This is a genomic window from Achromobacter sp. (assembly GCF_050285565.1).
Taxonomy (GTDB): domain Bacteria; phylum Pseudomonadota; class Gammaproteobacteria; order Burkholderiales; family Burkholderiaceae_B; genus Achromobacter.
This window is the reverse complement of the sequence record NZ_JBLZXG010000004.1, coordinates 66,035-88,679: the sequence shown is the minus strand read 5'-3', so window position 1 is coordinate 88,679 and position 22,645 is coordinate 66,035. Positions and strand designations below refer to the sequence as shown.

General features: G+C 65.8%; 20 protein-coding genes. 1 reads left to right on the top strand and 19 read right to left on the bottom strand.

Features of this window, described 5'->3' with window-relative positions; all coding sequences use genetic code 11:
- Positions 1-68: 68 nt before the first annotated feature.
- The 15 genes from ACN6O8_RS09215 to ndk all read right to left on the bottom strand — a co-directional run bounded on the left by ACN6O8_RS09215 (position 69) and on the right by ndk (position 15,652).
- Positions 69-1,364: an adenylosuccinate synthase gene (locus ACN6O8_RS09215; protein ID WP_427990765.1), complete on the bottom strand. Its 1,296-nt coding sequence runs from the start codon at positions 1,362-1,364 to the stop codon at positions 69-71.
- A gap of 76 nt (positions 1,365-1,440) precedes the next feature.
- On the bottom strand, positions 1,441-2,598 hold the full coding sequence (locus tag ACN6O8_RS09210; RefSeq protein WP_427990764.1) for an ATP phosphoribosyltransferase regulatory subunit: 1,158 nt from the start codon (positions 2,596-2,598) through the stop codon (positions 1,441-1,443).
- A 257-nt stretch (positions 2,599-2,855) separates the two neighbouring features.
- On the bottom strand, positions 2,856-3,761 hold the full coding sequence (hflC, locus tag ACN6O8_RS09205) for a protease modulator HflC (RefSeq protein WP_427990763.1): 906 nt from the start codon (positions 3,759-3,761) through the stop codon (positions 2,856-2,858).
- Positions 3,762-3,779: 18 nt separating this feature from the next.
- A complete protein-coding gene (hflK, locus tag ACN6O8_RS09200) occupies positions 3,780-5,084 on the bottom strand; it encodes an FtsH protease activity modulator HflK (RefSeq protein WP_427990762.1) in 1,305 nt (434 codons plus the stop codon).
- On the bottom strand, positions 5,050-6,156 hold the full coding sequence (gene hflX, locus ACN6O8_RS09195; protein ID WP_427990761.1) for a GTPase HflX: 1,107 nt from the start codon (positions 6,154-6,156) through the stop codon (positions 5,050-5,052). The genes hflK and hflX overlap by 35 nt, the downstream gene beginning before the upstream one ends.
- Before the next feature lie 84 nt (positions 6,157-6,240).
- Entirely contained in the window at positions 6,241-6,477 is a 237-nt protein-coding gene (hfq, locus tag ACN6O8_RS09190; protein WP_006218585.1) for an RNA chaperone Hfq, read from the bottom strand.
- Positions 6,478-6,637: 160 nt separating this feature from the next.
- On the bottom strand, positions 6,638-7,705 hold the full coding sequence (hisC, locus tag ACN6O8_RS09185) for a histidinol-phosphate transaminase (protein WP_427990760.1): 1,068 nt from the start codon (positions 7,703-7,705) through the stop codon (positions 6,638-6,640).
- A 3-nt stretch (positions 7,706-7,708) separates the two neighbouring features.
- Complete coding sequence (der, locus tag ACN6O8_RS09180) at positions 7,709-9,061, bottom strand: ribosome biogenesis GTPase Der (RefSeq protein ID WP_427990759.1); 1,353 nt, start codon at positions 9,059-9,061, stop codon at positions 7,709-7,711.
- A gap of 25 nt (positions 9,062-9,086) precedes the next feature.
- Entirely contained in the window at positions 9,087-10,244 is a 1,158-nt protein-coding gene (bamB, locus tag ACN6O8_RS09175; protein ID WP_427990758.1) for an outer membrane protein assembly factor BamB, read from the bottom strand.
- A gap of 5 nt (positions 10,245-10,249) precedes the next feature.
- Entirely contained in the window at positions 10,250-10,888 is a 639-nt protein-coding gene (locus ACN6O8_RS09170; protein WP_427990757.1) for a YfgM family protein, read from the bottom strand.
- A 1-nt stretch (position 10,889) separates the two neighbouring features.
- Complete coding sequence (hisS, locus tag ACN6O8_RS09165; RefSeq protein ID WP_427990756.1) at positions 10,890-12,176, bottom strand: histidine--tRNA ligase; 1,287 nt, start codon at positions 12,174-12,176, stop codon at positions 10,890-10,892.
- A 55-nt stretch (positions 12,177-12,231) separates the two neighbouring features.
- A complete protein-coding gene (gene ispG / locus ACN6O8_RS09160; protein WP_427990755.1) occupies positions 12,232-13,518 on the bottom strand; it encodes a flavodoxin-dependent (E)-4-hydroxy-3-methylbut-2-enyl-diphosphate synthase in 1,287 nt (428 codons plus the stop codon).
- Positions 13,519-13,533: 15 nt separating this feature from the next.
- On the bottom strand, positions 13,534-14,034 hold the full coding sequence (locus tag ACN6O8_RS09155; RefSeq protein WP_427990754.1) for a helix-turn-helix domain-containing protein: 501 nt from the start codon (positions 14,032-14,034) through the stop codon (positions 13,534-13,536).
- On the bottom strand, positions 14,031-15,185 hold the full coding sequence (gene rlmN / locus ACN6O8_RS09150; protein WP_427990753.1) for a 23S rRNA (adenine(2503)-C(2))-methyltransferase RlmN: 1,155 nt from the start codon (positions 15,183-15,185) through the stop codon (positions 14,031-14,033). Before rlmN ends, ACN6O8_RS09155 begins: the two co-directional genes overlap by 4 nt.
- 41 nt (positions 15,186-15,226) lie before the next feature.
- Positions 15,227-15,652, bottom strand: a complete 426-nt coding sequence (gene ndk / locus ACN6O8_RS09145) for a nucleoside-diphosphate kinase (protein ID WP_427990752.1) — start codon at positions 15,650-15,652, stop codon at positions 15,227-15,229.
- Positions 15,653-16,080: 428 nt separating this feature from the next.
- On the opposite strand from ndk, the gene ACN6O8_RS09140 reads away from it, so the two are divergent.
- Positions 16,081-18,987 carry a valine--tRNA ligase gene (locus tag ACN6O8_RS09140; protein WP_427990751.1) on the top strand — a complete coding sequence of 969 codons (2,907 nt, stop codon included), beginning with the start codon at positions 16,081-16,083 and terminating at the stop codon, positions 18,985-18,987.
- Positions 18,988-19,064: 77 nt separating this feature from the next.
- Here ACN6O8_RS09140 and ACN6O8_RS09135 read toward each other — a convergent pair whose 3' ends face one another.
- From ACN6O8_RS09135 to ACN6O8_RS09120, 4 genes are all read right to left on the bottom strand, one after another.
- Positions 19,065-20,354: an NAD(P)/FAD-dependent oxidoreductase gene (locus tag ACN6O8_RS09135; protein WP_427990750.1), complete on the bottom strand. Its 1,290-nt coding sequence runs from the start codon at positions 20,352-20,354 to the stop codon at positions 19,065-19,067.
- Between the two features lie 9 nt (positions 20,355-20,363).
- Positions 20,364-21,095, bottom strand: coding sequence for an amino acid ABC transporter ATP-binding protein (locus tag ACN6O8_RS09130; protein ID WP_427990749.1), 732 nt, complete (start codon positions 21,093-21,095; stop codon positions 20,364-20,366).
- Positions 21,092-21,745: an amino acid ABC transporter permease gene (locus ACN6O8_RS09125; protein WP_427990748.1), complete on the bottom strand. Its 654-nt coding sequence runs from the start codon at positions 21,743-21,745 to the stop codon at positions 21,092-21,094. Before ACN6O8_RS09125 ends, ACN6O8_RS09130 begins: the two co-directional genes overlap by 4 nt.
- 113 nt (positions 21,746-21,858) lie before the next feature.
- Positions 21,859-22,611: an ABC transporter substrate-binding protein gene (locus ACN6O8_RS09120; RefSeq protein WP_427990747.1), complete on the bottom strand. Its 753-nt coding sequence runs from the start codon at positions 22,609-22,611 to the stop codon at positions 21,859-21,861.
- Positions 22,612-22,645 lie beyond the last annotated feature (34 nt).

Genomic DNA, 22,645 nt, shown 5'->3' with positions numbered 1-22,645 from the left:
TGCGTAGAAATACGAAAAGGCCGCCGCCGGTATGAGCCGGCGGCGGCCTTGCGAATAATAACCCGATGTCAGCCCTTCAGGGGATGACGCAGCACAATGGTTTCGTTGCGGTCGGGGCCGGTGGACACGAGATCGATCGGCACGCCGCAGACTTCGGCCACGCGCTCCAGGTAGCGGCGGGCGGCCTGGGGCAGCTTGTCGTACTCGGTGATGCCGACGGTGGATTCACTCCAGCCCGGCAGTTCTTCCAGCACCGGCTGGGCTTGCGCCACCGCGTGCGCGCCATACGGCAACACGTCGCGGAATTCACCGTTGACGCGGTAGCCAACGCCCAGTTGGATGGTCTCCAGGCCGTCGAGCACGTCCAGCTTGGTGATGCACAGACCGGTGATGCCGTTCAGGCGCACCGAGCGCTTGAGCGCGGCGCCGTCGAACCAGCCGCAGCGGCGCGGACGGCCGGTGACCGAGCCGAATTCCTTGCCGATGGTGGCCAGGCGAGTGCCGATCTCGTCGACCAACTCCGTCGGGAACGGGCCCGAGCCGACGCGCGTGGTGTAAGCCTTGGTAATGCCCAGGACGTAGTCGAGCGACTGGGGGCCGACGCCCGCGCCGGCCGAGGCGGCGCCGGCGACGCAATTGCTGCTGGTGACGAACGGGTACGTGCCGTGGTCGACATCGAGCAGCGCGCCTTGCGCGCCTTCGAACAGCAGGCGCTTGCCTTCCTGCTGCATGGCGAACAGGGTGCTGGAGACGTCCGCCACCATCGGAGCGATGGCCGGCGCCAGCGCCATGGCCTGATCGCGCACTTCGTTGGCCGACACCGCTTCGGCGCCCAGGTACTGGGTCAGCACGAAGTTGTGGTAGTCCAGCACTTCGGCGAGCTTCTCGTCGAACAGCGCGGGGTTGAACAGATCCTGCACGCGCAGCGCGCGGCGGGCGACCTTGTCTTCGTAGGCCGGGCCGATGCCGCGACCGGTGGTGCCGATCTTGCCATCGCCCTTGCGCGCTTCGCGAGCCTTGTCGACAGCCACGTGGTAGGGCAGGATCAGCGGGCAGATCTCGGAGATGCGCAGACGCGAGCGCACGTCCAGGCCGGCGGCCTCGAGCTCTTCGATTTCCTTGAGCAAGGCCTCCGGCGACAGCACCACGCCGTTGCCGATGAAGCAGGTGACACCGGGATGCATGATGCCGGACGGGATCAGGCGAAGAATCGTCTTCTTGCCATTGATCCACAGCGTGTGGCCGGCGTTATGGCCGCCCTGGAAGCGGACCACGCCCTGGACGGATTCCGCCAACCAGTCAACGATCTTGCCCTTGCCCTCGTCACCCCACTGGGTGCCGATTACGACTACGTTCTTGCTCATGTTACGAATCAATATCGAGTTTCTCGGGAAATCCGGAAATCTCCCCGCGGCCCTCTCGTTGCCGAGAGGGAGTTAGTCACAGCGTTCTGACCGTCCAGGCGCCATCCTGCAGCGCCAGCTCGCGATCGCAAACGAATTCGTCCTGATCCTGCTCGTGACCGGGCAATACCTGAACGACGATTTCCCCTGACCGGCGCAGGCGGCGGACCGCCTCGACCAGGGCCGGGGCTTGCCCCCAGGGCGCGCGAACCGCACGCGCCCGCTCCGCCGGCGGCAGACCCGCCGCCAGCTTGCGTAAATCCAGACTGAAGCCGGTGGCCGGACGCGCGCGCCCGAACGCCAGGCTGACGTCATCGTAGCGGCCGCCGCGCACCAGCGCATCGCGCCAGCCCTCGGCGTACAGCGCGAACTTGATACCCGAGTGATAACCATAGCCGTCGACATCGGCCAGGTCGACACCGATGTCGACGTTGGGCATGCCATCGACCAGCACCTGCAGCGCGTCCAGCGCAGCGACGACACCGGGCAGCAGCGGCAGGTCATGACGAGCCCGTTTCAGCACCTCGGGGCCGCCGTAAAGCTTGGGCAGCCGTTGCAGCGCATTCCACGTTTCGGCACGCATGCCGGGGGTGCGGGCGGCCAGTTCCGTCAGACCCGGCACGTCTTTCTCGCGCATCAGGCGGATGACCTCCTGGGAGACGGCGGCGGCGGCGGGATCGGCTTCGACGATGCCGCGCAACACGCCGGGATGGCACAGCACCAGCCGTGGGCTGCGCACCCCTGCGATGGCCACGGTTTCCAGCACCAACTGGACGATTTCGAGGTCGGCCTCAAAGCCGGCATGACCGTAGATTTCAGCGCCGATCTGTAGCAGCTCGCGGCTGGACAGCAGATCCGCCGGGCGCGCATGCAGCACGTTGCCGCAGTAGCACAGGCGGGTCACGCCGGCGCGGTTCAACAAGTGCGCATCGATGCGCGTGACCTGGGGAGTCATGTCGGCGCGGACGCCCAGCGTGCGCCCCGACAGCTGATCCACCAGCTTGCAGGTACGCAGATCCAGATCGCTGCCGGTGCCGGACAACAATGAATCGATGTACTCGACCAGGGGCGGCGCGACCAGCTCGAAGCCGTAAGTGCGGTACAGATCGAGAAGTTCGCGGCGCAATTCCTCGATGCGCCGGGCCTCTGCCGGAAGTACGTCGGCAAGGCTCTCGGGCAGCAACCAGTTACCCATGAATGTTTACCTGAATAACGCCTAGAGATGCGTGGGCGTCGCCCAAACGAAAAAGCGGCTGAGGGGGCGTAAGCCCGCTCAGCCGCTGCGGAATGTTTTCTAGCTTACGCGGTATTGTACATGGTTCGGCCCGCCGTGCCAGCCGGGGCCCGCCGCGCCCGCACCCGTCCCCGGATTACCCGACCCCCCCGTCCGTCGGGCGGAAAAAAGCCCCTTGGAACATCAAGGGGCTTCGGGATGCCGCAAGCGGCGCCGCCTTACCTGGCGGGAGGCACGGTCACCGGCGCCAGGGCCTGACCGGCGGGATCCTTCATGAACTGGAAGAAACTGGAGCTGGGGTCGACCACCAGCACGTCGCCCGGCTTCGAGAACGAAGCACGATAGGCTTCCAGGCTCTTGTAGTACGTGTAGAACTGCGGGTTCTTGCCGTAGGCCTGCGAGTAGATCGCGGCCGCCGCGGCGTCGCCCTCGCCCATGATCGCCTGAGCCTTGGCGTAGGCCTGGGCCACGATCACTTCGCGCTGGCGATCGGCTTCGGCGCGGATCTTCTCGCCCTCGGCGGCACCGATCGAACGCAACTCGTTGGCGACGCGGGTACGTTCGGCTTCCATGCGGCGGTACACCGATTCCGAGATCTCGGGCGCGAACTCGATGCGGCGCAGGCGCACATCGACGATCTGCACGCCCAACGGCTCGGCGCGCTTGGCGACGTTGGTCAGGATTTCGGCCATGATCTTGTCGCGTTCGGTCGAGACCACGTCGCGCACCGTGCGCACGTTGACCGAGGCGTTGAGCGCGTCGCGGATCAGGGCCTGCAAGCGCTCCTGCGCCACGCGTTCGTTGCCGCCGGTGGACACGTAATACTGACGCGGATCGGCAATGCGCCACTTGACGTACGAATCGATCAACAGGTTCTTCTTTTCGGAAGTCTGGATGCGTTCGGCTTCGTTGGTTTCGATGGTCAGGATGCGCTTGTCGAGCGTGACGACATTCTGGAACGGCGGCGGCGCCTTGAAGTACAGGCCGGGCTCGCTGATGACCTTGCGCACTTCACCCAGCGAGAACACCAGGGCGTAGTCGCGCTCGCGCACCACGAACACGCAGGAAGAGAGGGCGGCCAGCACGATGAGCAGGCCGACCAGGATGGGCATAAGACGTTGCATGATCAGAAATCCTCCGGGTTAGCGCGACTGGCGGTCGCGGGGCAGCGCGTTGCTATTGCTGCTGCCGGAGGGTTGCGGGGCCGGCGCCGCGTTGCCGCGCAGCGGCGCCTGGAGCGGCGGGCTGACCAACGCGGGCGATCCGGGATTGCCCACCGCGGACTTGCTGGCGTCCTGGGCGGCCAGATGCATGATCTTGTCCAAGGGCAGATACAACATGTTGTTGTTGCTCTTGGTGTCGACCATGACCTTGCTGGCGCGCGTGAAGATGTCCTGCATGCTCTCGAGATACATGCGCTGGCGCATGACCACGGGAGACTTCTCGTATTCGCCCAGGATGCTGGTGAAGCGCGCGGCATTACCCTGCGCGTCGCCCGTCACCTTGGCGCGATAGCCCTCGGCCTGCTCCAGCATGCGCGAGGCCTGGCCACTGGCCAGCGGCACGACCTGGTTGGCATAGGCCTGGCCTTCGTTGATCTGGCGTTCGCGATCCTGGCCGGCCTTGACGGCGTCGTCGAACGCGGCCTGCACCTGCTCGGGCGGCTGCACGTTCTGGATGGCCACGGTACTGACCTGCACCCCGGTCTGGTAGCGGTCGAGGATCTGCTGCATCAGCGTCTGGACCTGGCTGGCGACCGCGGTCCGGCCTTCGTACAGCACGAAGTCCATGGACTGCTTGCCGACCACCTCACGCATGGCGGTTTCGGAGGCCTGGCGCACGGAGTCGTCCGGGTCGCGAGTCATGAAGAGATAGTCGGGCGCGCCGTCGGCACGCAGGCGGTACTGCACGACGAACTGCATGTCGACGATGTTCTCGTCCGTCGTGAGCATCAGCGCCTCGGGCAGCACCTTGTTGCGGGCGCCGCCACGAAAACCGACTTCGAACGTGCGCAGTTGCGACACGTTGACCATTTCATGGCTCTGAATGGGGTACGGCAGGCGCCACTGGAAGCCGGCTTGTGAAGTGCTCTTGTATTTGCCGAACTGCGTGACGACGGCCACCTGGCCTTCTTGGACGATGTAGAAACCGCTGGCCGCCCAGATGCCGACCGCGACCAGGGCGATCACCCCCAGCCCGATGCGCGCACCGCGCGGCGACGGCGGCGTCATGCCGCCGCGATTGCCACCGGGGCGATTGTTGCCACCCCCGCCCTTGCGGCCGAACAACGATCCGATGCGATTATTGAAATCGCGCCAGACCTCGTCGAGGTCTGGGGGACCGTCTCCGTTGCCTTGGGGCCGCTTGGGCGGCGGCTCGGAGCCATTATTGTTTCCACGACCCCAACCGGGGTCATTCAGATTGAAGAGTTTGATAATTCGAGGCATTGTTTCCCACAATCTGTCCGGTCTCCGCAATTGCCCCGCGCAACGCGTCCAAACCGGCGCGCTCGGTGGCGCTTACAAATACTCGCGCAATCGTACCATGGGCGTCACGCTCCGCCCGGGGTTCCAGGCCAGCGCGGTCGATCTTGTTGTATACCAGAATGGTGGGAATCGCGGCAGCCCCGATTTCGGCCAGGACCTTGTTGACCTCGAAGATCTGCTCGTCACGCTGCGGGCTGGCGGCATCGACCACGTGCAGCAGCAGGTCGGCATGCACGGTCTCTTCAAGGGTGGCGCGAAAGGCGGCGATCAGGTCGTGCGGCAGGTCGCGGATGAAGCCGACGGTGTCGGACACCACCACGTTGCCGGCGCCTTCGATCCAGATACGGCGGGTCGTCGTGTCCAGCGTGGCGAACAGTTGGTCGGCGGCATAGGTGTCGGCCCGGGTCAGGGCATTGAACAGCGTCGACTTGCCGGCATTGGTGTACCCCACCAGCGACACCGACAAGGCGCCGCCACGAGCCCGCGCGCGCCGCTGCGTGACGCGCTGGCGCTCGACCCGGTCCAGGCGCTCGCGCAGGGTCTTGACCTTGGCGCCGATCATGCGGCGGTCCATTTCGAGCTGCGACTCACCGGGACCGCGCATGCCGATACCGCCGCGCTGCCGTTCAAGGTGGCTCCACATGCGGGTCAGGCGCGTGGCCAGATGCTGCAACTGTGCCAGCTCGACCTGCAGCTTGCCCTCGTGGCTCTTGGCGCGCAGCGCGAAAATATCGAGGATCAACGCCACGCGGTCCACCACGCGCAGGTTGAAGACCCGTTCCAGGTTGCGCTGCTGGGCCGGCGACAGAGGCTGATCGAACAGCACGATGTCGGCCAGCAGCGCCTGGGCCATGGCCACGCCCTCGTCGGCCTTGCCGGAACCGATGAAGAACTTGGCGTCGGGGCGGTCGCGGCGGGCGGTGAGCGTGCCGACGATTTCCGCGCCCGCGCCCTTGGCCAGCATGGCGAATTCCTCGGCGTGGGCCGTGAAGTCGGGATCACCCAGATCCACGCTGATGATCAGTGCGCGCATTCATGCACCATTTTGGAGCCAAAGCGAAAATGCCCGCCGACGTCGACCGTCCGGCGGGCAATAAAAGGTACTGCGGGAGCGAGATTATTCAGCAGGGACTTCCACCTGGAAATTCACGGCGCGGGCGGGAACGACGGTGGAAATGGCGTGCTTGTAGACCATTTGCGTGACCGTGTTACGCAGCAGCACCACGTATTGGTCGAAAGATTCGATTTGCCCTTGAAGCTTGATGCCGTTCACGAGGTAGATCGACACGGGCACATGATCCTTGCGCAGCGTGTTCAGGAACGGATCTTGCAGAGTTTGCCCTTTATTGCTCATTGGCCAGGCTCCATTTGTTTGTTATTGAGTGGTGACGCGCTTTTTACAGGTGGGGCACGCCGAAACATGTACTCTACAGGGTTTTCCCGGCCCGTGCTACTTGTGTCGGATGCAAAGTTGACACCAGAGTTTTCCGCCGGAAAAGCCCGCCGGCGGCGGTTCAGAGGATGTCGGCAAGCGCCTTGAGAAGCAAGTCGCACTGCGCGTCCGTACCCACTGTAATACGCAGAAACTGGTCTATGCGCGGCAGGCGGAAATGGCGCACGATGATGCTGCGCTCGCGCAGGCTGGCCGCCAGTTGCGCCGCGTCGCGCGACGGATGGCGCGCGAACACGAAGTTGGCGCTCGACGGCAGCACCTCGAAGCCCAGCGCCGCCAGGCCCGCGGCCATGCGCTCGCGGGTCTGGATCACCGCCTGGCGGGTTCGCTCGAAATAGTCGACGTCTTCCAACGCGGCCACCGCGCCGGCTGAGGCCAGGCGGTCCACCGGATAGGAGTTGAAGCTGTTCTTGACACGCTCCAGGCCGTCGATCAGCGCCGGGCTGCCGACCGCGAAGCCGACCCGCAGGCCGGCCAGCGAACGCGACTTGGACAGCGTCTGGATCACCAGCAAGTTGTCGTAACGCGCGGTCAGCGGGATGGCGGATTCGGCGCCGAAGTCGACATAGGCCTCGTCCACCACCACCACGGTATCCGGATTGGCCGCCACCACCCGCTCGATCTCGGCCAGCGTTAGCGCGCGGCCGGTGGGCGCGTTGGGATTCGGGAAGATGATGGCGCCGGCCTGGCCATGGCGGCCCGGCAGGTAGTCTTCGACATCGATGCGGAAATCGTCGGTCAGCGGCAGGGTTTCGTAGTCGATGCCGTACAGGCCGCAGTAGACGGGATAGAAACTGTAGGTGATGTCGGGAAAGCGCAGCGGCCGCTCATGCTTGAGCAGCGCCAGGAAGGCATGCGCCAGGACTTCATCCGAACCGTTGCCGACGAATACGCTGCCCGGCGCCACGCCGACCGCCGTCGCCACCGCCTGGCGCAGGCGGTCGGAAGACGGATCGGGATAGAGCTTGAGCGTGTCATCGCACGCCGCGCGGATCGCCTCGAGCACCTTGGGCGACGGGCCGTAGGGATGCTCGTTGGTGTTCAGCTTGACCAGGTTCTGAAGCTTGGGCTGCTCGCCCGGGACATACGGACTGAGCGTCCCGACCACGGGACTCCAGAAACGGCTCATGGATCAGCTTTCCTGCGCGTAGGGGTTGTGCGACGACTTGAATTCGATCCGCAGCGGCGTGCCGGCCAGATCGAAGGCATTGCGGAAACGGGTTTCCAGGTAACGGCGATAGGAATCGGGCACCGCGTCCAGCGCGTTGCCGTGGATCACCACCAGCGGGGGATTCTGCCCGCCCTGGTGCGCATAGCGCATCTTGGGACGGAAAATGCCCTTGCGCGGCGGCGGCTGCTGCTCGACGGCGGCCTGCAGCTCGCGCGTCAGCTTGGGCGTGGACAGCTTGGCGAAGGCCGCGGCATGGGCCGCGTTGACCGACTTGAGCAGCGGCTTGATGCCCTGCCCGCGCAGCGCCGAAATGGTGTGCACGCGGGCGAACGACAGGAAGCGCAGCTTGCGCATGAATTCGCGCTCGATGCGTTCCTTTTCCTCGCCGTCCAGGCCGTCCCACTTGTTGATGGCGACCACCACGGCGCGCCCGGTTTCCAGCACGAAACCGGCGATGTGGGCGTCCTGCTCGGAGATCTCGGTCTGGGCGTCCAGCATCAACAGCACCACGTTGCTGGCCTCGATGGCCTGCAGCGTCTTGATGACGGAAAACTTCTCGACCGCCTCGAACACCTTGCCGCGCTTGCGCAGGCCGGCGGTGTCGATCAGCGTGTAGCGGCGGCCGTCGCGTTCGAAGTCGATCTCGATGGCGTCGCGGGTGGTGCCGGGCATGTCGAACGCGATCACGCGCTCTTCGCCCATCAACGTGTTGATCAGCGTCGATTTGCCCACGTTCGGCCGGCCGACGATGGCCAGTTTGATGCGGTGGTCGTGCTCGCCTTCTTCGACCGGCTCTTCCTCGGCGGGCGGCTCGGCCAGATCCTGCAACGCGAGTTCGATCAGGTCGACGATGCCATCGCCGTGCGCCGCCGAGATGGGATAGGGTTGGCCAAGGCCAAGCTCGTGGAATTCGGCGATGGCGGCGCCCGCCCCCATGCCTTCGGCCTTGTTCACCGCCAGCAACACGCGCTGCTGCCCGGACTTGCGCAGCAGCGTGGCGATCTCGTGGTCATGCGCGTTGATGCCGGCGCGGGCGTCCACCAGGAACACCACCACGTCGGCCTCGGCGATGGCCTGCCGGGTCTGGCGCGCCATTTCCAGCAGAATGCCGTCCTTGGCGACCGGCTCGAAACCACCCGTGTCGATGACGATGAACGGGATTTCGCCCACCCTGCCCTCGCCGTAATGGCGGTCGCGGGTCAGGCCGGAAAAATCCGCCACCAGCGCGGCGCGCGATCGCGTCAGGCGATTGAAAAGGGTCGATTTCCCCACATTGGGGCGGCCGACCAGGGCAACGACAGGCTTGAAAGACACGGTGTAAGGCTTTGTTCTTGAGGGTTTAGTTGGTGCCGATCAGGACGAGATTGCCATTGCCCGTCTGGACCAGCACACCTTGGGAAGTCGTCTGCGGCGGCGACACGACCGCGCCACCGCCCACCGACAGGCGCGCCATCAGGCTGCCGTCGCTGCGCGACAGGAAATGCACATAGCCGTCCAGGTCGCCAACCGCGAGCGCGCCGCCCAGCAGGGCCGGCGCCGTGAGCTGGCGGTTCTTGAGCGCGGCCTGTTTCCAGACGTTGCCGCCGTTGTCCAGCGCGAACGCATTGACCACGCTGTTCTGGTCGGCCGAGTAGGCAAAGCGCTGATCCAGGGTCATGCCGCTGACGCTGGAGAAGTCCTTGGCCCAGATCGGACGGCCGCCGGCCGTGACGTCAAAGCACACGATACGCCCTTGATAGGCCACCGCGCAAAGCAGGTTGCCGGCGATGCGGGGCGCGCCGACCACGTCGGTCAGGCGTTCGAGGTCGCTGGCGCCGCGCGGGGTGGCGACGGTACCTTCCCATTGCACGTTGCCGCTGTCGGCGGCAATGGCCAGCATCTTGCCACCCGGCAGGCCGGTGATGACGAGACCTTCGGCCAGCACCATCTGCGCGGCGCTGCGCAGGGCCAGCGCCGGGCCGGGGCGCTGCACGCTCCAGAGGCGCTCGCCGTTGTTGGCGTCGAAGGCCTGGATGCGGTAGTCGCCGCTACGGACCACGACGATGCCATAGCCCACCACCGGCGGGATGTTGACGTCGCTGGTGGCGCGCACCTTCCACTTGACCTTGCCGCTGTCGTCGAACGCGACCACGTCGCCGTCCGGCGAGGCCACCGCGGTGGTGGTGCCGTCGCTGCCGGCGCCGGCCGTCAGCTTCACGCCCGCCTGCGACTTCCAGATGGGACGGCCGCTTTGCAGGTCGAACTTGCCGACTGAACCGTCGGGCGTGGCGGCGTAGACCGCGTTCTCGAGCACCGTGGGCACGAAGCCCAGGCCGGATCCGCTGCCGACCGAGGTCGACCAGACCTGGCGCACCGACATGCCGGCCTTGTACTCGGTCAGGGGAGCGGGGTCGTAACGGCCGTCGTCATGGGAAAACAGGCCGCAGCCACCCAGGGCCAGCAGGCCCGTCAGGCAAACCGCGCCACGCCACGTACGGCCAAAGGCAAATTTACGCATTCCAGTCACGCTCCGCTCAGGGCATCCAGTTTCAGTTGCACGACCTGGGTCAGCGGACTCGCCGTGCCCAGGCCATCAATGGCGCTTTGCCATGCGGCACGCGCCTCATCGCGCTTGCCTTGCGCCGCGAGGATATCGCCGCGGCGGTCGGCGAACAAGGCGGCAAACGCGGCCGGCGCATTGTTCAGTTGGCCCAGGGCGGCATCGTACTGCTTCTGGTCGAGCAGCAGGCCCGCCAGGCGCAGCCGGGCCACGGCCTGCATCGAGGGATTCTTGGACTGGCCGGCCAGCCATTCTAGCTGTTGGCGCGCGCCGTCGATGTCCTTCTGGGCCTGCAGCGCCTGCGCCGCCACCAGCGCGCCGCGAGTGGCGTAGCCGGTCGAGCCGTACTGGTCGCGCAGGGTCGCCGCAGCGGCCTTGATACGCACCGACGAATCGGCGCCGCCCAGGCGGGCCGCGTCTTCGAGCGCCTCGAAATAACCCATGGCCTGGTTCGCCTTGTGCGATTGGTAGGCCTTCGAGCCCCACCAGCCGCCCCAGGCCACCGCCACGGCGGCCACCAGCGACAGCACCAGCGTGCCGTAGCGGGCCCACCACGCCTTGATCGCGTCGAGTTTTTCCTGTTCTTCCAGATCGTATGCCATGCTAACCCTTGATATTCAATACGTCGGCCAAGCCCGCCAACGGGACTTGCTGCTGCGCGCAATCGCCTTGGGCGTCGGCGCGCAGGAACTTGATGCTGGCGGTCTGCGAAGCCACTTCATCGGCGCCAAGGATAACCGCAACCCGGGCACCGCTGGCATCCGCGCGCTTGAATTGGGACTTGAAGCTGGCGGCGCCGGCGTGCACCACCACCGACAGGCCGGCATCGCGCAGGGTTTCGCCGACCCGGGCGGCCAGCCGCTGCGCGTCCTCGCCCTGGTGCACGATGTAGACCTCGCACTCGGCCGGCGCCTCGACCTGCACGCTCTGTTCCCACAGGTCCAGCAGGCGCTCCATGCCGATGGCAAAGCCGACCGCGGGCGCGGGCTTGCCGCCCAGCAGTTCGATCAGGCCATCGTAGCGGCCGCCGCCGCATACCGTGCCCTGCGAGCCCAGACGGTCGGTGACCCACTCGAAGACGGTCAGGTTGTAGTAATCCAGGCCGCGCACCAGGCGCGGGTTGAGACGGTACTCGATGCCGGCGTCGGTCAGGCGCTGGCAGACGCCTTCGAAGTGCGCGCGCGATTCCTCGCCCAGGAAGTCGAACAGGCGCGGCGCGCTGTCGGCCATTTCCTGCATGGCGGGATTCTTGGTATCCAGCACGCGCAGAGGGTTGGTATACAGGCGGCGCTTGCCGTCCTCGTCCAGGATGTCGCTGTGCTTTTCCAGGTGCGCGATGAGGGCGGCGCGGTGGGCCGCGCGCTCGGCCGGCTGGCCCAGCGAGTTCAATTCCAGGCGCACGTCGGTCAGGCCCAGCAGCTTCCACAGGCGCGCCAGCATGACGATCAGTTCGGCGTCCACATCGGGGCCGGCGAAGCCCAGGGCCTCGACGTCGATCTGGTGGAACTGGCGGTAGCGGCCGCGCTGCGGGCGCTCGTGGCGAAACACCGGGCCGATCGAGTAGACGCGCTGCGGCCGGTCGTACAGCAGGTTGTGCTCGATGGAGGCGCGCACGATGCCGGCGGTCATCTCGGGCCGCATGGTCAGCGATTCGCCGTTGAGCGCATCGGTGAACGTGTACATCTCTTTTTCGACGATGTCGGTCACTTCGCCGATGCCGCGCGTGAACAGGCGCGTATGCTCAAGCACGGGCGTACGCACGTTGCGATAGCCGTAGCCGCGCAGCCAGCCGCGCACGATTTCCTCGAATTGCTCCCAGCGGGCGCTGGGCCCCGGCAGCACGTCATTCATGCCGCGGATGGCGGCGACTTTCTGGAAAGCTTGAGTCATCTTGATCATGCCGCCCCGCGCGCTGGCAGCGCGCCTCGCGGCCACACCCTTTCTTTTAATGAGAGGCGAGCGCGCCGTAGCGACGCGCGACGTAGTCTTCAACGATGGCCTGGAATTCTTCGGCGATGCGGTCGCCCTTGAGGGTGACCGTGCGCTCGCCGTCGACGAACACCGGCGCGGCCGGCACCTCGCCGGTGCCCGGCAGGCTGATGCCGATGTCCGCGTGGCGGCTTTCGCCAGGCCCGTTGACCACACAGCCCATGACCGCGACGTTCATGCTTTCGACGCCGGGATATTGGGCGCGCCACACCGGCATCTGCCGGCGCAGGTAGGACTGGATACTGTCGGCCAGTTCCTGGAAGAACGTGCTGCTGGTGCGGCCGCAACCGGGGCAGGCCACCACCATGGGGGTGAACGCGCGCAGGCCCATGGTCTGCAGGATTTCCTGCGCCACCACGGCCTCGCGGCTGCGGTCGCCGCCGGGTTCCGGCGTCAGCGAAATACGGATCGTGTCGCCGATGCCCTGCTGCAACAGCACGGCCAGCGCGGCGGTCGAGGCGACGATGCCCTTGCTGCCCATGCCGGCCTCGGTCAGGCCCAGATGCAGCGGATAGTCGCAGCGCGCCGACAGGTCGCGGTAGACCGCGATCAGGTCCTGCACGTGGCTGACCTTGCACGACAGGATGATGGCGTCGCGGCGCAGGCCGAGTTCCTCGGCGCGCTGGGCGTTGCTGATGGCGGACACCACCAACGCGTCGCGCATCACCGCCTGCGCTTCCCAGGGCTGGGCGCGGCGGCTGTTCTCGTCCATCTTGCGCGCCATCAGCTCGTGATCCAGGCTGCCCCAGTTCACGCCGATGCGCACCGGCTTGTCATAGCGACAAGCCACCTCGATCATCTGCGCGAAGTTGTCGTCGCGGCGCTTGCCGCCGCCCATGTTGCCGGGATTGATACGGTACTTTGACAGCGCCTGGGCGCAGTCGGGGAACTGCGTCAGCAGCTTGTGGCCGTTGTAGTGAAAGTCGCCGACCAGCGGCACGTCCACCCCCATGCGGTCGAGCTGTTCGCGGATCGCCGCGACCTCCTTGGCCGCCTCGGGCGTGTTGACCGTGATCCGCACCATTTCGGAACCGGCCAGTGCCAGCTCCTTGACCTGGATCGCCGTGGCGATGGCGTCGGCGGTGTCGGTGTTGGTCATGGACTGGACCACCACCGGCGCGTCGCCCCCGATACGGACGATGCGGCCGCCCCACTTCACCGCCACCGAACGCGTGGCGCGGCGGGCGGCCGCGCCCACGGCGGGCGGCGGCGCATCCTGGCAAGGCAGAGAGGAATCTTGCATCGGTTGAACCGGTATTTACTTGGACAGCTTGGGAAGCCAGTCGAACGCCAGCCAGTGCTGCGGCAGCCAGCCCTGCCAGAAGGCATAGGCGACGCCAGCGGCTAGCACCAGCACGATGGCGATCAACCAGCCCCAGGAGGTCGAGGACGCGCGATCATCGTCGGCGCCGGACTGGGGAATGGAATGCGCCGAATGCAGCGCGCCCGGACTCAGCTTGACCGGGCCGGTGACACGGGCCTTGGGGTCGAGCGAATCGACGATGGCCTGGGAATCGGCGCCCAGCATGCGGGCGTAGTTGCGGATCAAGCCACGCAGCGAAACGCCGGTGGGAAGATCGTCCCACTGTTCATTTTCGAGGGCATCGATCTGCTTGGCCGAAAACTTGATGCGGCTGGACACTTCATCGAGCGACCAGCCCTTGGATTGGCGCAGCGCGCGCAGCGCCGAGCCCACATTGCCCGACCCGCCCGCCCTCGCGGACGTCCCTGAAACTGCAGAAGCGATATCCTGCGTCATGCATGCACCTGTCTAATTGGTATGGTCTGGCGCTGCGCCGCGTTCCGTTCGGTGATCCGGGTACGGTCGCGCACTTCTCCGGCCAGTTGACCACAAGCGGCATCGATATCGTCCCCCCGGGTCTTGCGCACCGTCGTGATGATGCCGGCGTCCATCAGGCGCTGGGCGAACACCTTGACGCGGGCCGAAGGCGAACGCTTCAGGCCGGACGCGGGGAAGGGATTGAACGGGATCAGATTGAGCTTGCAGCGGATCTGGCGTGCAATGTGTATCAATTCCTTGGCGTGCTGATCGGTATCGTTGATGCCGTCCAGCATGCAATATTCAAACGTGATGAAGTCGCGCGGGGCGAAAGCCAGGTAGCGTTCGCACGCGGCCAGCAACTCCTTCAGCGGGTATTTCTTGTTCAGCGGCACCAGCTCGTCGCGCAGCGCGTCGTTGGGCGCATGCAGCGACACGGCCAGCGCCACCGGACAGTCCTGCGACAGGCGATCCATCATGGGCACCACGCCCGAAGTGGACACCGTGACGCGGCGGCGCGACAGGCCATAGGCGTTGTCGTCGAGCATCAGGCGCAGGGCCGGCAGCACCTGGTCGTAGTTGAGCAGGGGCTCGCCCATGCCCATCATGACCACATTGCTGATGACGCGGGTATCTTCGGTGGCGCGGGCGCCTTCCAGGCGCGCGGTGCCGATGTCGGCTTCCAGCACGCGCTTGGCCCACCACAGTTGGCCGATGATCTCGCTGGTCTTGAGGTTGCGGTTGAACCCCTGATGGCCGGTCGAGCAGAAACGGCAGTTCACCACGCAGCCGGCCTGGCTGGAGATGCACAGGGTACCGCGATCGTCTTCGGGGATGAAGACGGTTTCGATGGCGTTGCCCTGCCCCACGTCGAACAGCCACTTGCGGGTGCCGTCCGACGAACGCTGTTCGGTATTGACCGCCAGCGCCTCGATGACGCAACGCGACGCCAACTGGCCGCGAAAATCGCGCGCCAGGTCGGTCATGGCGTCGAACGAATCGGCGCCGCGCTGGTGCATCCAGCGCTGCAACTGACGGGCGCGAAACGGCTTGCCGCCCCACTGCCCGACGAGTTCGGACAGGGCGGAGCCATCCAGCCCCAACAGATTGATTCGTTCGACGGTTTCCATGACCTGGGTATTGCGATGACGCTAAAACGATTTCCGGGAAATCAACGGCTGTGGATGTTGATTTCGGGGAAGAAGAAAGCCACTTCGACAGCGGCCGTTTCCGGCGCGTCCGAGCCGTGCACGGCGTTGGCGTCGATGCTGTCGGCGAAGTCGGCGCGGATGGTGCCCGGGGCGGCCTTCTTGGGGTCGGTGGCGCCCATCAGGTCGCGGTTCTTCTGGATGGCATCTTCGCCTTCCAGCACTTGCACGAACACGGGGCCCGAGACCATGAAGTCGACCAGGTCCTTGAAGAAGGGGCGCTCCTTGTGGACGGCGTAGAAACGCTCGGCGTCGGCGCGCGACAGTTGGGTCAGGCGGGCGGCGATGACCTTCAGGCCGGCTTGCTCGAAACGGCCGACGATCTGGCCGATGACGTTCTTGGCGACGGCGTCGGGCTTGATGATCGAGAGGGTGCGTTGGACGGACATGAGAACTCCAAAAACGGATTGCTGACTGGTTTCTATGATTGCCTGGCGTGGCCTGCGTCTGTTGGTGTCACCCTTCAAACGGCATCGCGCCATGGGCGCGCAAGCGACTCGGAACTGCCGGGTCGCGACAGCGGCTGCGTCGCGACGACATTTCCGGGCCGTCCCGGCCGCCTGTGCCAAGGCGGGGATTCGACACTGCCGACCCTTCGGAGGGATCCCGCATTGAATGTTCGCTCGGTTCATTGTGCTGAAATCCTCAGCGTTTTTTCAATGAACTTTTGGCGAAATCCCAATGAATTCAGGGACTTCTAAAAGGTTTACAGTAACCCGGTATTCTAACACGCCGATACGACCGCATTACATCTTAAAATGAGCGGTTTGCTTGCCCGTTTCCATCGACCGGGCGCCCTGTCTGCCGGAACCCTGTAATGACTCAAGCCGCTCCCCCGAACGCCGCGTCCGCCGCGACCGACTCCCCGGAACTCTCCAAGAGCTTCGAACCCGCCGAACTCGAATCCCGCTGGTACACCGAGTGGGAAAAGCGCGGGTACTTCGCCGCCGGCTCGCACGTAAAAACAGGGACGGAAAGCCGGCCTCGCGGCGAGCCCTACGCCATCCAGTTCCCGCCGCCCAACGTGACCGGCACCCTGCACATGGGCCACGCGTTCAACCAGACCATCATGGATGGCCTGATCCGCTACCACCGCATGCTCGGCAACGACACCGTCTTCATTCCGGGGACGGACCACGCCGGCATCGCCACGCAGATCGTGGTTGAAAGACAGCTCGACGCCCAGAAGGTTTCGCGCCACGACCTCGGCCGCGAGAAATTCGTCGAAAAAGTCTGGGAATGGAAGGAAAAGTCGGGCAACGCCATCACCGGCCAGGTGCGCCGGCTGGGCGCCTCGGCCGACTGGCCGCGCGAGTACTTCACCATGGACGAGCGCATGTCGCGCGGCGTGGTCGAGACCTTCGTGCGGCTGCACAAACAGGGCCTGATCTACCGCGGCAAGCGCCTGGTCAACTGGGACCCCAAGCTGCTGACGGCCGTGTCCGACCTGGAAGTGCAGTCGGAAGAGACCGACGGTCACATGTGGCACATCCTCTACCCCTTCGTCGACGGCCCGCAGACCATTGTCGACAAGGACGGCCAGACGGTCACCCTGCGCGGCATGACCATCGCCACCACCCGCCCCGAAACCATGCTGGCCGACGGCGCGCTGTGCGTGCATCCCGATGACCCGCGCTACAAGCACCTGGTCGGCAAGGAAGTCGAGCTGCCGCTGTGCGACCGCAACATCCCCATCATCGCGGATGACTTCGTCGATCCTGAATTCGGCACCGGTTGCGTCAAGATCACCGGCGCGCACGATTTCAACGACTACGCCTGCGCGATGCGCCACGACCTGCCGCTGATCGTGATCTTCACGCTCGACGCGCACATCAACGAAAACGGCCCCAAGCAGTTCCAGGGCATGGAGCGCTACGAGGCCCGCAAGGCCGTGGTCGCCCAACTGGAGGCCGAGGGCTACCTGGTCAAGGTCGAACCGCACAAGATGATGCAGCCCAAGGGCGACCGCACGGGTGTCGTGCTCGAGCCCATGCTGACCGACCAGTGGTTCGTCGCCATGAGCAAGCCGGCCCCCGAGGGCACACTCAACCCGGGCAAGAGCATCACCGAAGTGGCGCTGGAAGTCGTGGCCGACGGCCGCATCCAGTTCTACCCGGACAACTGGACCACCATCTACAACCAGTGGCTCAACAACATCCAGGACTGGTGTATTTCGCGCCAACTGTGGTGGGGCCACCAGATCCCGGCCTGGTACTCGGAAGACGGCCAGGTGTTCGTCGCGCACGACGAGGCCGAAGCGCTCCAGCAGGCCCGCGCTGCCGGCGTCACCGGCGATCTCAAGCGCGACCCCGATGTGCTGGACACGTGGTTCTCGTCGGGCCTGGTGCCCTTCACCACGCTCGGCTGGCCCGACAACACGCCCGACCTGCAGCGCTACCTGCCGTCCAGCGTGCTGGTCACCGGCTTTGACATCATCTTCTTCTGGGTCGCGCGCATGGTCATGCTGACCACGCACCTGACCGGCCAGATCCCGTTCAAGCATGTCTACGTGCACGGCCTGATCCGCGACGCCGACGGCCAGAAAATGAGCAAGTCCAAGGGCAATACGCTCGACCCGGTCGACCTGATCGACGGCATCGACCTGGAAGGCCTGGTGGCCAAGCGCACCTACGGCCTGATGAATCCCAAGCAGGCCGGCGCCATCGAAAAAGCGACGCGCCGCCAATACCCGGACGGCATCCCCGCCTTCGGCACCGACGCGCTGCGCTTCACCATGGCCGCCTACGCGACCCTGGGCCGCAACATCAACTTCGACCTCAAGCGCTGCGAGGGCTACCGCAACTTCTGCAACAAGCTCTGGAACGCCACCCGCTTCGTGCTGATGAACACCGAAGGCCACGACCTGACCGGCCCCGACGCCGGCGAAACGTCGTTCGTCGACCGCTGGATCGTCAGCCAGTTGCAGGCGCTGGAGGCCGATGTGGCGCGCGGCTTCGCCGACTACCGTTTCGACAACGTCGCCAATGCGCTGTACCGCTATGTCTGGGACGAATACTGCGACTGGTACCTGGAACTGGCCAAGGTGCAGATCCAGACCGGCACGCCGGCCCAGCAACTGGGCACCCGCCGCACGCTGATCCGCGTGCTGGAAGGCGTGCTGCGCCTGGCGCACCCGATCATTCCGTTCATCACGGAAGAGCTGTGGCAAAAGGTCTCGGTGGTGGCCGGCAAGCGCAAGCAAGGCGTGGCCGACAGTGTCAGCGTGCAGCCGTATCCGCAGGCCAATCCGGCCGCCGTGGACACCGCCGCCGAAGCCGAGGTAGCCGAACTCAAGGCCCAGGTCGAAGCGGTACGCGCCCTGCGCGGCGAGATGAACCTGTCGCCGGCGCAGAAGGTGCCGCTGTGCGCCCAGGGCGACGCGCCCACGTTGACGCGCAACGCCCCCTACCTGGCCGCGCTGGCCAAGCTCAGTCAGGTCGACGTGCTAGACGCCCTGCCCGACGCGGGCGCGCCGGTGCAGGTGGTGGGCACCAGCCGCCTGATGCTGCACGTCGAGATCGACGTCGCCGCCGAGCGCGTGCGCCTGGACAAGGAAATCGCGCGCCTCGAAGGCGAGATCGCCAAGGCCAACGGCAAGCTGTCCAACGCCAGCTTCGTCGAGCGCGCCCCGGCCGCCGTGGTCGAACAGGAAAAGGCCCGCCTGACGCAATTCGGCGAGACGTTGCAGAAGGTGCGCGAACAGCGCGGCAAGCTGGGCGACTGAGCGCCCGGCAAGCGCTCATGCGAACCAGCCCCGGACCCATCATGTCCGGGGTTTTTTTTGGCGGCGGTCGTGCCGCGCTACACGCCGCCGTCGGTCATGCGATACCACGTGACCACCGCGTTGACGTACAGGCGGCGCAGGCCATACAACGGGAACGACTTCACCGGCGACAGCGGCACCGGCAGCGCCTTGGCGTCGCCGCTGACGAGATACTGCGCCATGGCGCGGCCCATGCTGGTCTGTAGCCCCACGCCACGCCCCTGGCAGCCGATATCCACCAACAGGCCCGGCTGCGGCTCGTGCAGGTGCGGCAGATAGTCGCGCGTGATGGCCACGCGGCCACACCAGCGGTACTCGAACGGCGTGCCCGCCACCTGCGGGAACATCTTCATCATCACGCGTTCCAGGTGGGCCCAATCCTGCGGCCCCTTGGGCTCGCGGAACGGGCCGCGCCCGCCCATCAACAGCCGGCCCTGGTGGTCGAGACGGAAATACAGCAGCAGGTTGCGGGTATCGGACGTGACATGACCTTCCGGGAAAATGCCCGCGCGCAGCCGCTGCGGCAACGGCGTGGTGGCCACCTGGAAGGTGTTGGCGTCAATGATGGAGGTCTTGAGCCCGGGCAGCAGGTCGCCGCCGTAGGCATTGGTGCACATCACCACGCGGTCGGCCGTCACCGTGGCGCCGGCCGCGGTGGTGGCGATCCATTTGCCGCCCTCGCGCTTGAGACCGGTGACAGGCGTGTCGGTGTGGATCACGGCGCCAGCATTCAGGGCCGCCCGCGCCAGTCCGCGCGCATAGCTCAACGGCTGCACCGCGCCCGCGCGCCGGTCGACCCAGCCGCCCAGGTAGCGATCGGTGCCGATCAATCGCGCCACCTGCGCCTTGTCCAGCGGTTGCGTATCGGCGCCATGGCGCGCCCACTGCGCGGCGCGCGCATGTGCCAGCGCCAGCGCGGCAGGCGTGTGGGCACCCTGGATCCAGCCATGGCGCACGTGGGGCACGTCCATCGCGTGTCGCTCGATCAGGTTGAACACCGAATCGGCGGTGGCGCCGGCAAAGCGCACCAGGCGCTCGCCCCGCTCGGCGCCGAACATCGAGATCAGCGCGTCGGGATCGTATTTCAAGCCCGGAATGACCTGGCCGCCATTACGCCCCGAGCCGCCGAAGCCGATCTCGCGCGCCTCCAGCAGCACCACGCGCACGCCCTGCTCGGCCAGGTGCAGCGCGGTGCTCAGGCCGGCGTAGCCGCCGCCCACCACCAGCACGTCGGCCTGCGCGGACTGCGCCAGCGGCTGCGTGTCCGGCGGTGGCGCCGCGGTGGCGGCCCAGAGCGACGGGGAAAGCGGGAACGGCGTCTGCGACATGATGATTCCTCACATGGGATGCAGCACGCGGCGCAGGAAGTCCTGCGTGCGCGGGTGCTGCGGATGATTCAGCACTTCACGGGCGGCGCCCTGCTCCACCATCACGCCGCCGTCAAAGAACATGACACGATCGGCCACTTCGCGCGCAAAGCTCATCTCGTGCGTCACAACCACCATCGTCATGCCGGCCTCGGCCAGCTTGCGCATCACGCCCAGCACGTCGCCCACCAGTTCGGGGTCGAGGGCCGAGGTCGGTTCGTCGAACAGGATCGCCTTGGGCTGCATCGCCAGCGCCCGCGCAATCGCCACGCGCTGCTGCTGGCCGCCGGACAACTGCGGCGGATGGGCGTCGGCCTTGTCGGCCAGGCCGACGCTGGCAAGCAGTTCACGGCCCCGCTCCAGTGCCTGCGCGCGCGGCTCGCCCTTTACGTAGATCGGCCCTTCCACCACATTTTCCAGCGCGGTGCGGTGGGGAAACAGGTTGAAGCGCTGGAACACCATCGCCACCTGCGTGCGGATGGAGACGATGGACGGCGCATCGCAATCCACCAGCTCGCCATCGACAGTGACGCGGCCGGCGTTGTAGCGCTCCAGTCCGTTGATGCAACGCAGGATGGTGGACTTGCCCGAGCCGGACGGCCCGATCACGCACACCACCTCACCCTTGCTGACCTCGGCGTCGATGCCCTTGAGCACCTCCAGCGACCCGAAGCTCTTGCGCACGCCCTTGAGTTCGATCATTTGGCGGCACTCCTCTTTTCCAGATGCCGCACCAGCAGGATCAGCGGCACGCACATCACCAGGTACATCAGCGCCACCAGCGAAAACACCGTGGCATTCTTGAACGTGGAAACAGCGATCAGCTTGCCCTGCAACGCCAGCTCCGCCACCGTGATGGTGGAGGCCTGCGACGAATCCTTGAGCATCATGATCATGATGTTGCCGTAAGGGGGCAGCACGATCTTCACGGCCTGCGGCAGCACCACGCGGCGCATGGTCATGCTCCAGCTCATGCCCATCGCCATGGCCGCCTCGATCTGGCCGCGGTCGATGGCTTCGATGCCGGCGCGGAAGTTCTCGGCCTGGTAGGCCGAGTAGGCGATGCCCAGACCGATGATGGCGGCCTGCACCGCCGTCAGCGCAATGCCCATGTCCGGCATCACGAAATAGATGTAGAACAGCAGCACGATGATGGGGATACCGCGCAGCAGGTTGATCACGCCCGCGCTGAAGCGGGACAGGTACTTGTTGCCGGACACCCGCATCAGCGCCCATACCAGTCCCAGCAAGGTCGACAGCACCAGCGACCCCAGCGTCACCAGGATGGTGAGCTTGGCGCCCTGCAACAGTATCGGCAGGTACTCCGCCGCGTCTTTGAAGAATTCCGTCATGACTACCCTCTGCAAGACCGCATGCCGCGGCCACCGGTCGCGCCCGGCCCGCGCGCGGACACGCGGGCCGGGCGGACGCCCGTCGCCTGGCGGCGCCCGCCCTCAGGAGGGCATCAGCCGCCCAGCCCCCACTTCTTCAGGATCCGGTCAATCGCGCCATCGGCCTTGAGCTTGGCCAGCGCCTTGTTGATGCGATCGAGCAAGGCGGTGTCATCCTTGCGCGTGGCCAAGCCGAGGCTGCCCATCACGGTGGGCTGGTAGGACTGCGCCATTTTCAGATTGGGGTAGTTGCCCTGTGTCAGGATGTAGGCGGCGATGGGATAGTCCATGAAGCCGCCCTGGATGCGGCCGGCGTTGGCGTCGCGCATCATGTCCGGCGGGCTGTCGTACAGCTTCACTTCCTTGAACACGCCGCTTTTCTGGATCGGCTCGACAAAGGCGGTGCCGACCTGCACGCCAACCGTCATGCCCTTCATGTCGGCGAATGACTTGTATTCCTTGTTGTCGCTCTTGAGCACCATCAGGCCTTCGCCGTAGCGATAGACCGGCTCCGAGAAACTCACCACCTGCTGGCGCTGCGGCGTGATGAACATGGCCGCCGAGACGATATCGATGCGCTTGGAGGTCAGCGAACCGATCAGCGCGGAAAACGCCATGGGCTCGATCTGCACCTCGAAGCCGGCCTCCTTGCCGACCGCCTTGACGATGTCGACCATCACCCCTTCAATGGAGTTGGTCTTGGTGTCGAGAAAGGTGAACGGACTGCCGGTGGGCGTGGATCCCACCTTCAATACCGTCTGGGCCTGCGCGGCCGTGGCCGTGGACAATGCTGCGAATACAGAGACCATCAGAGTCTTGAATTTCATGACATTTCCTCATCTAGGCAAAGAGTTCCGGAGC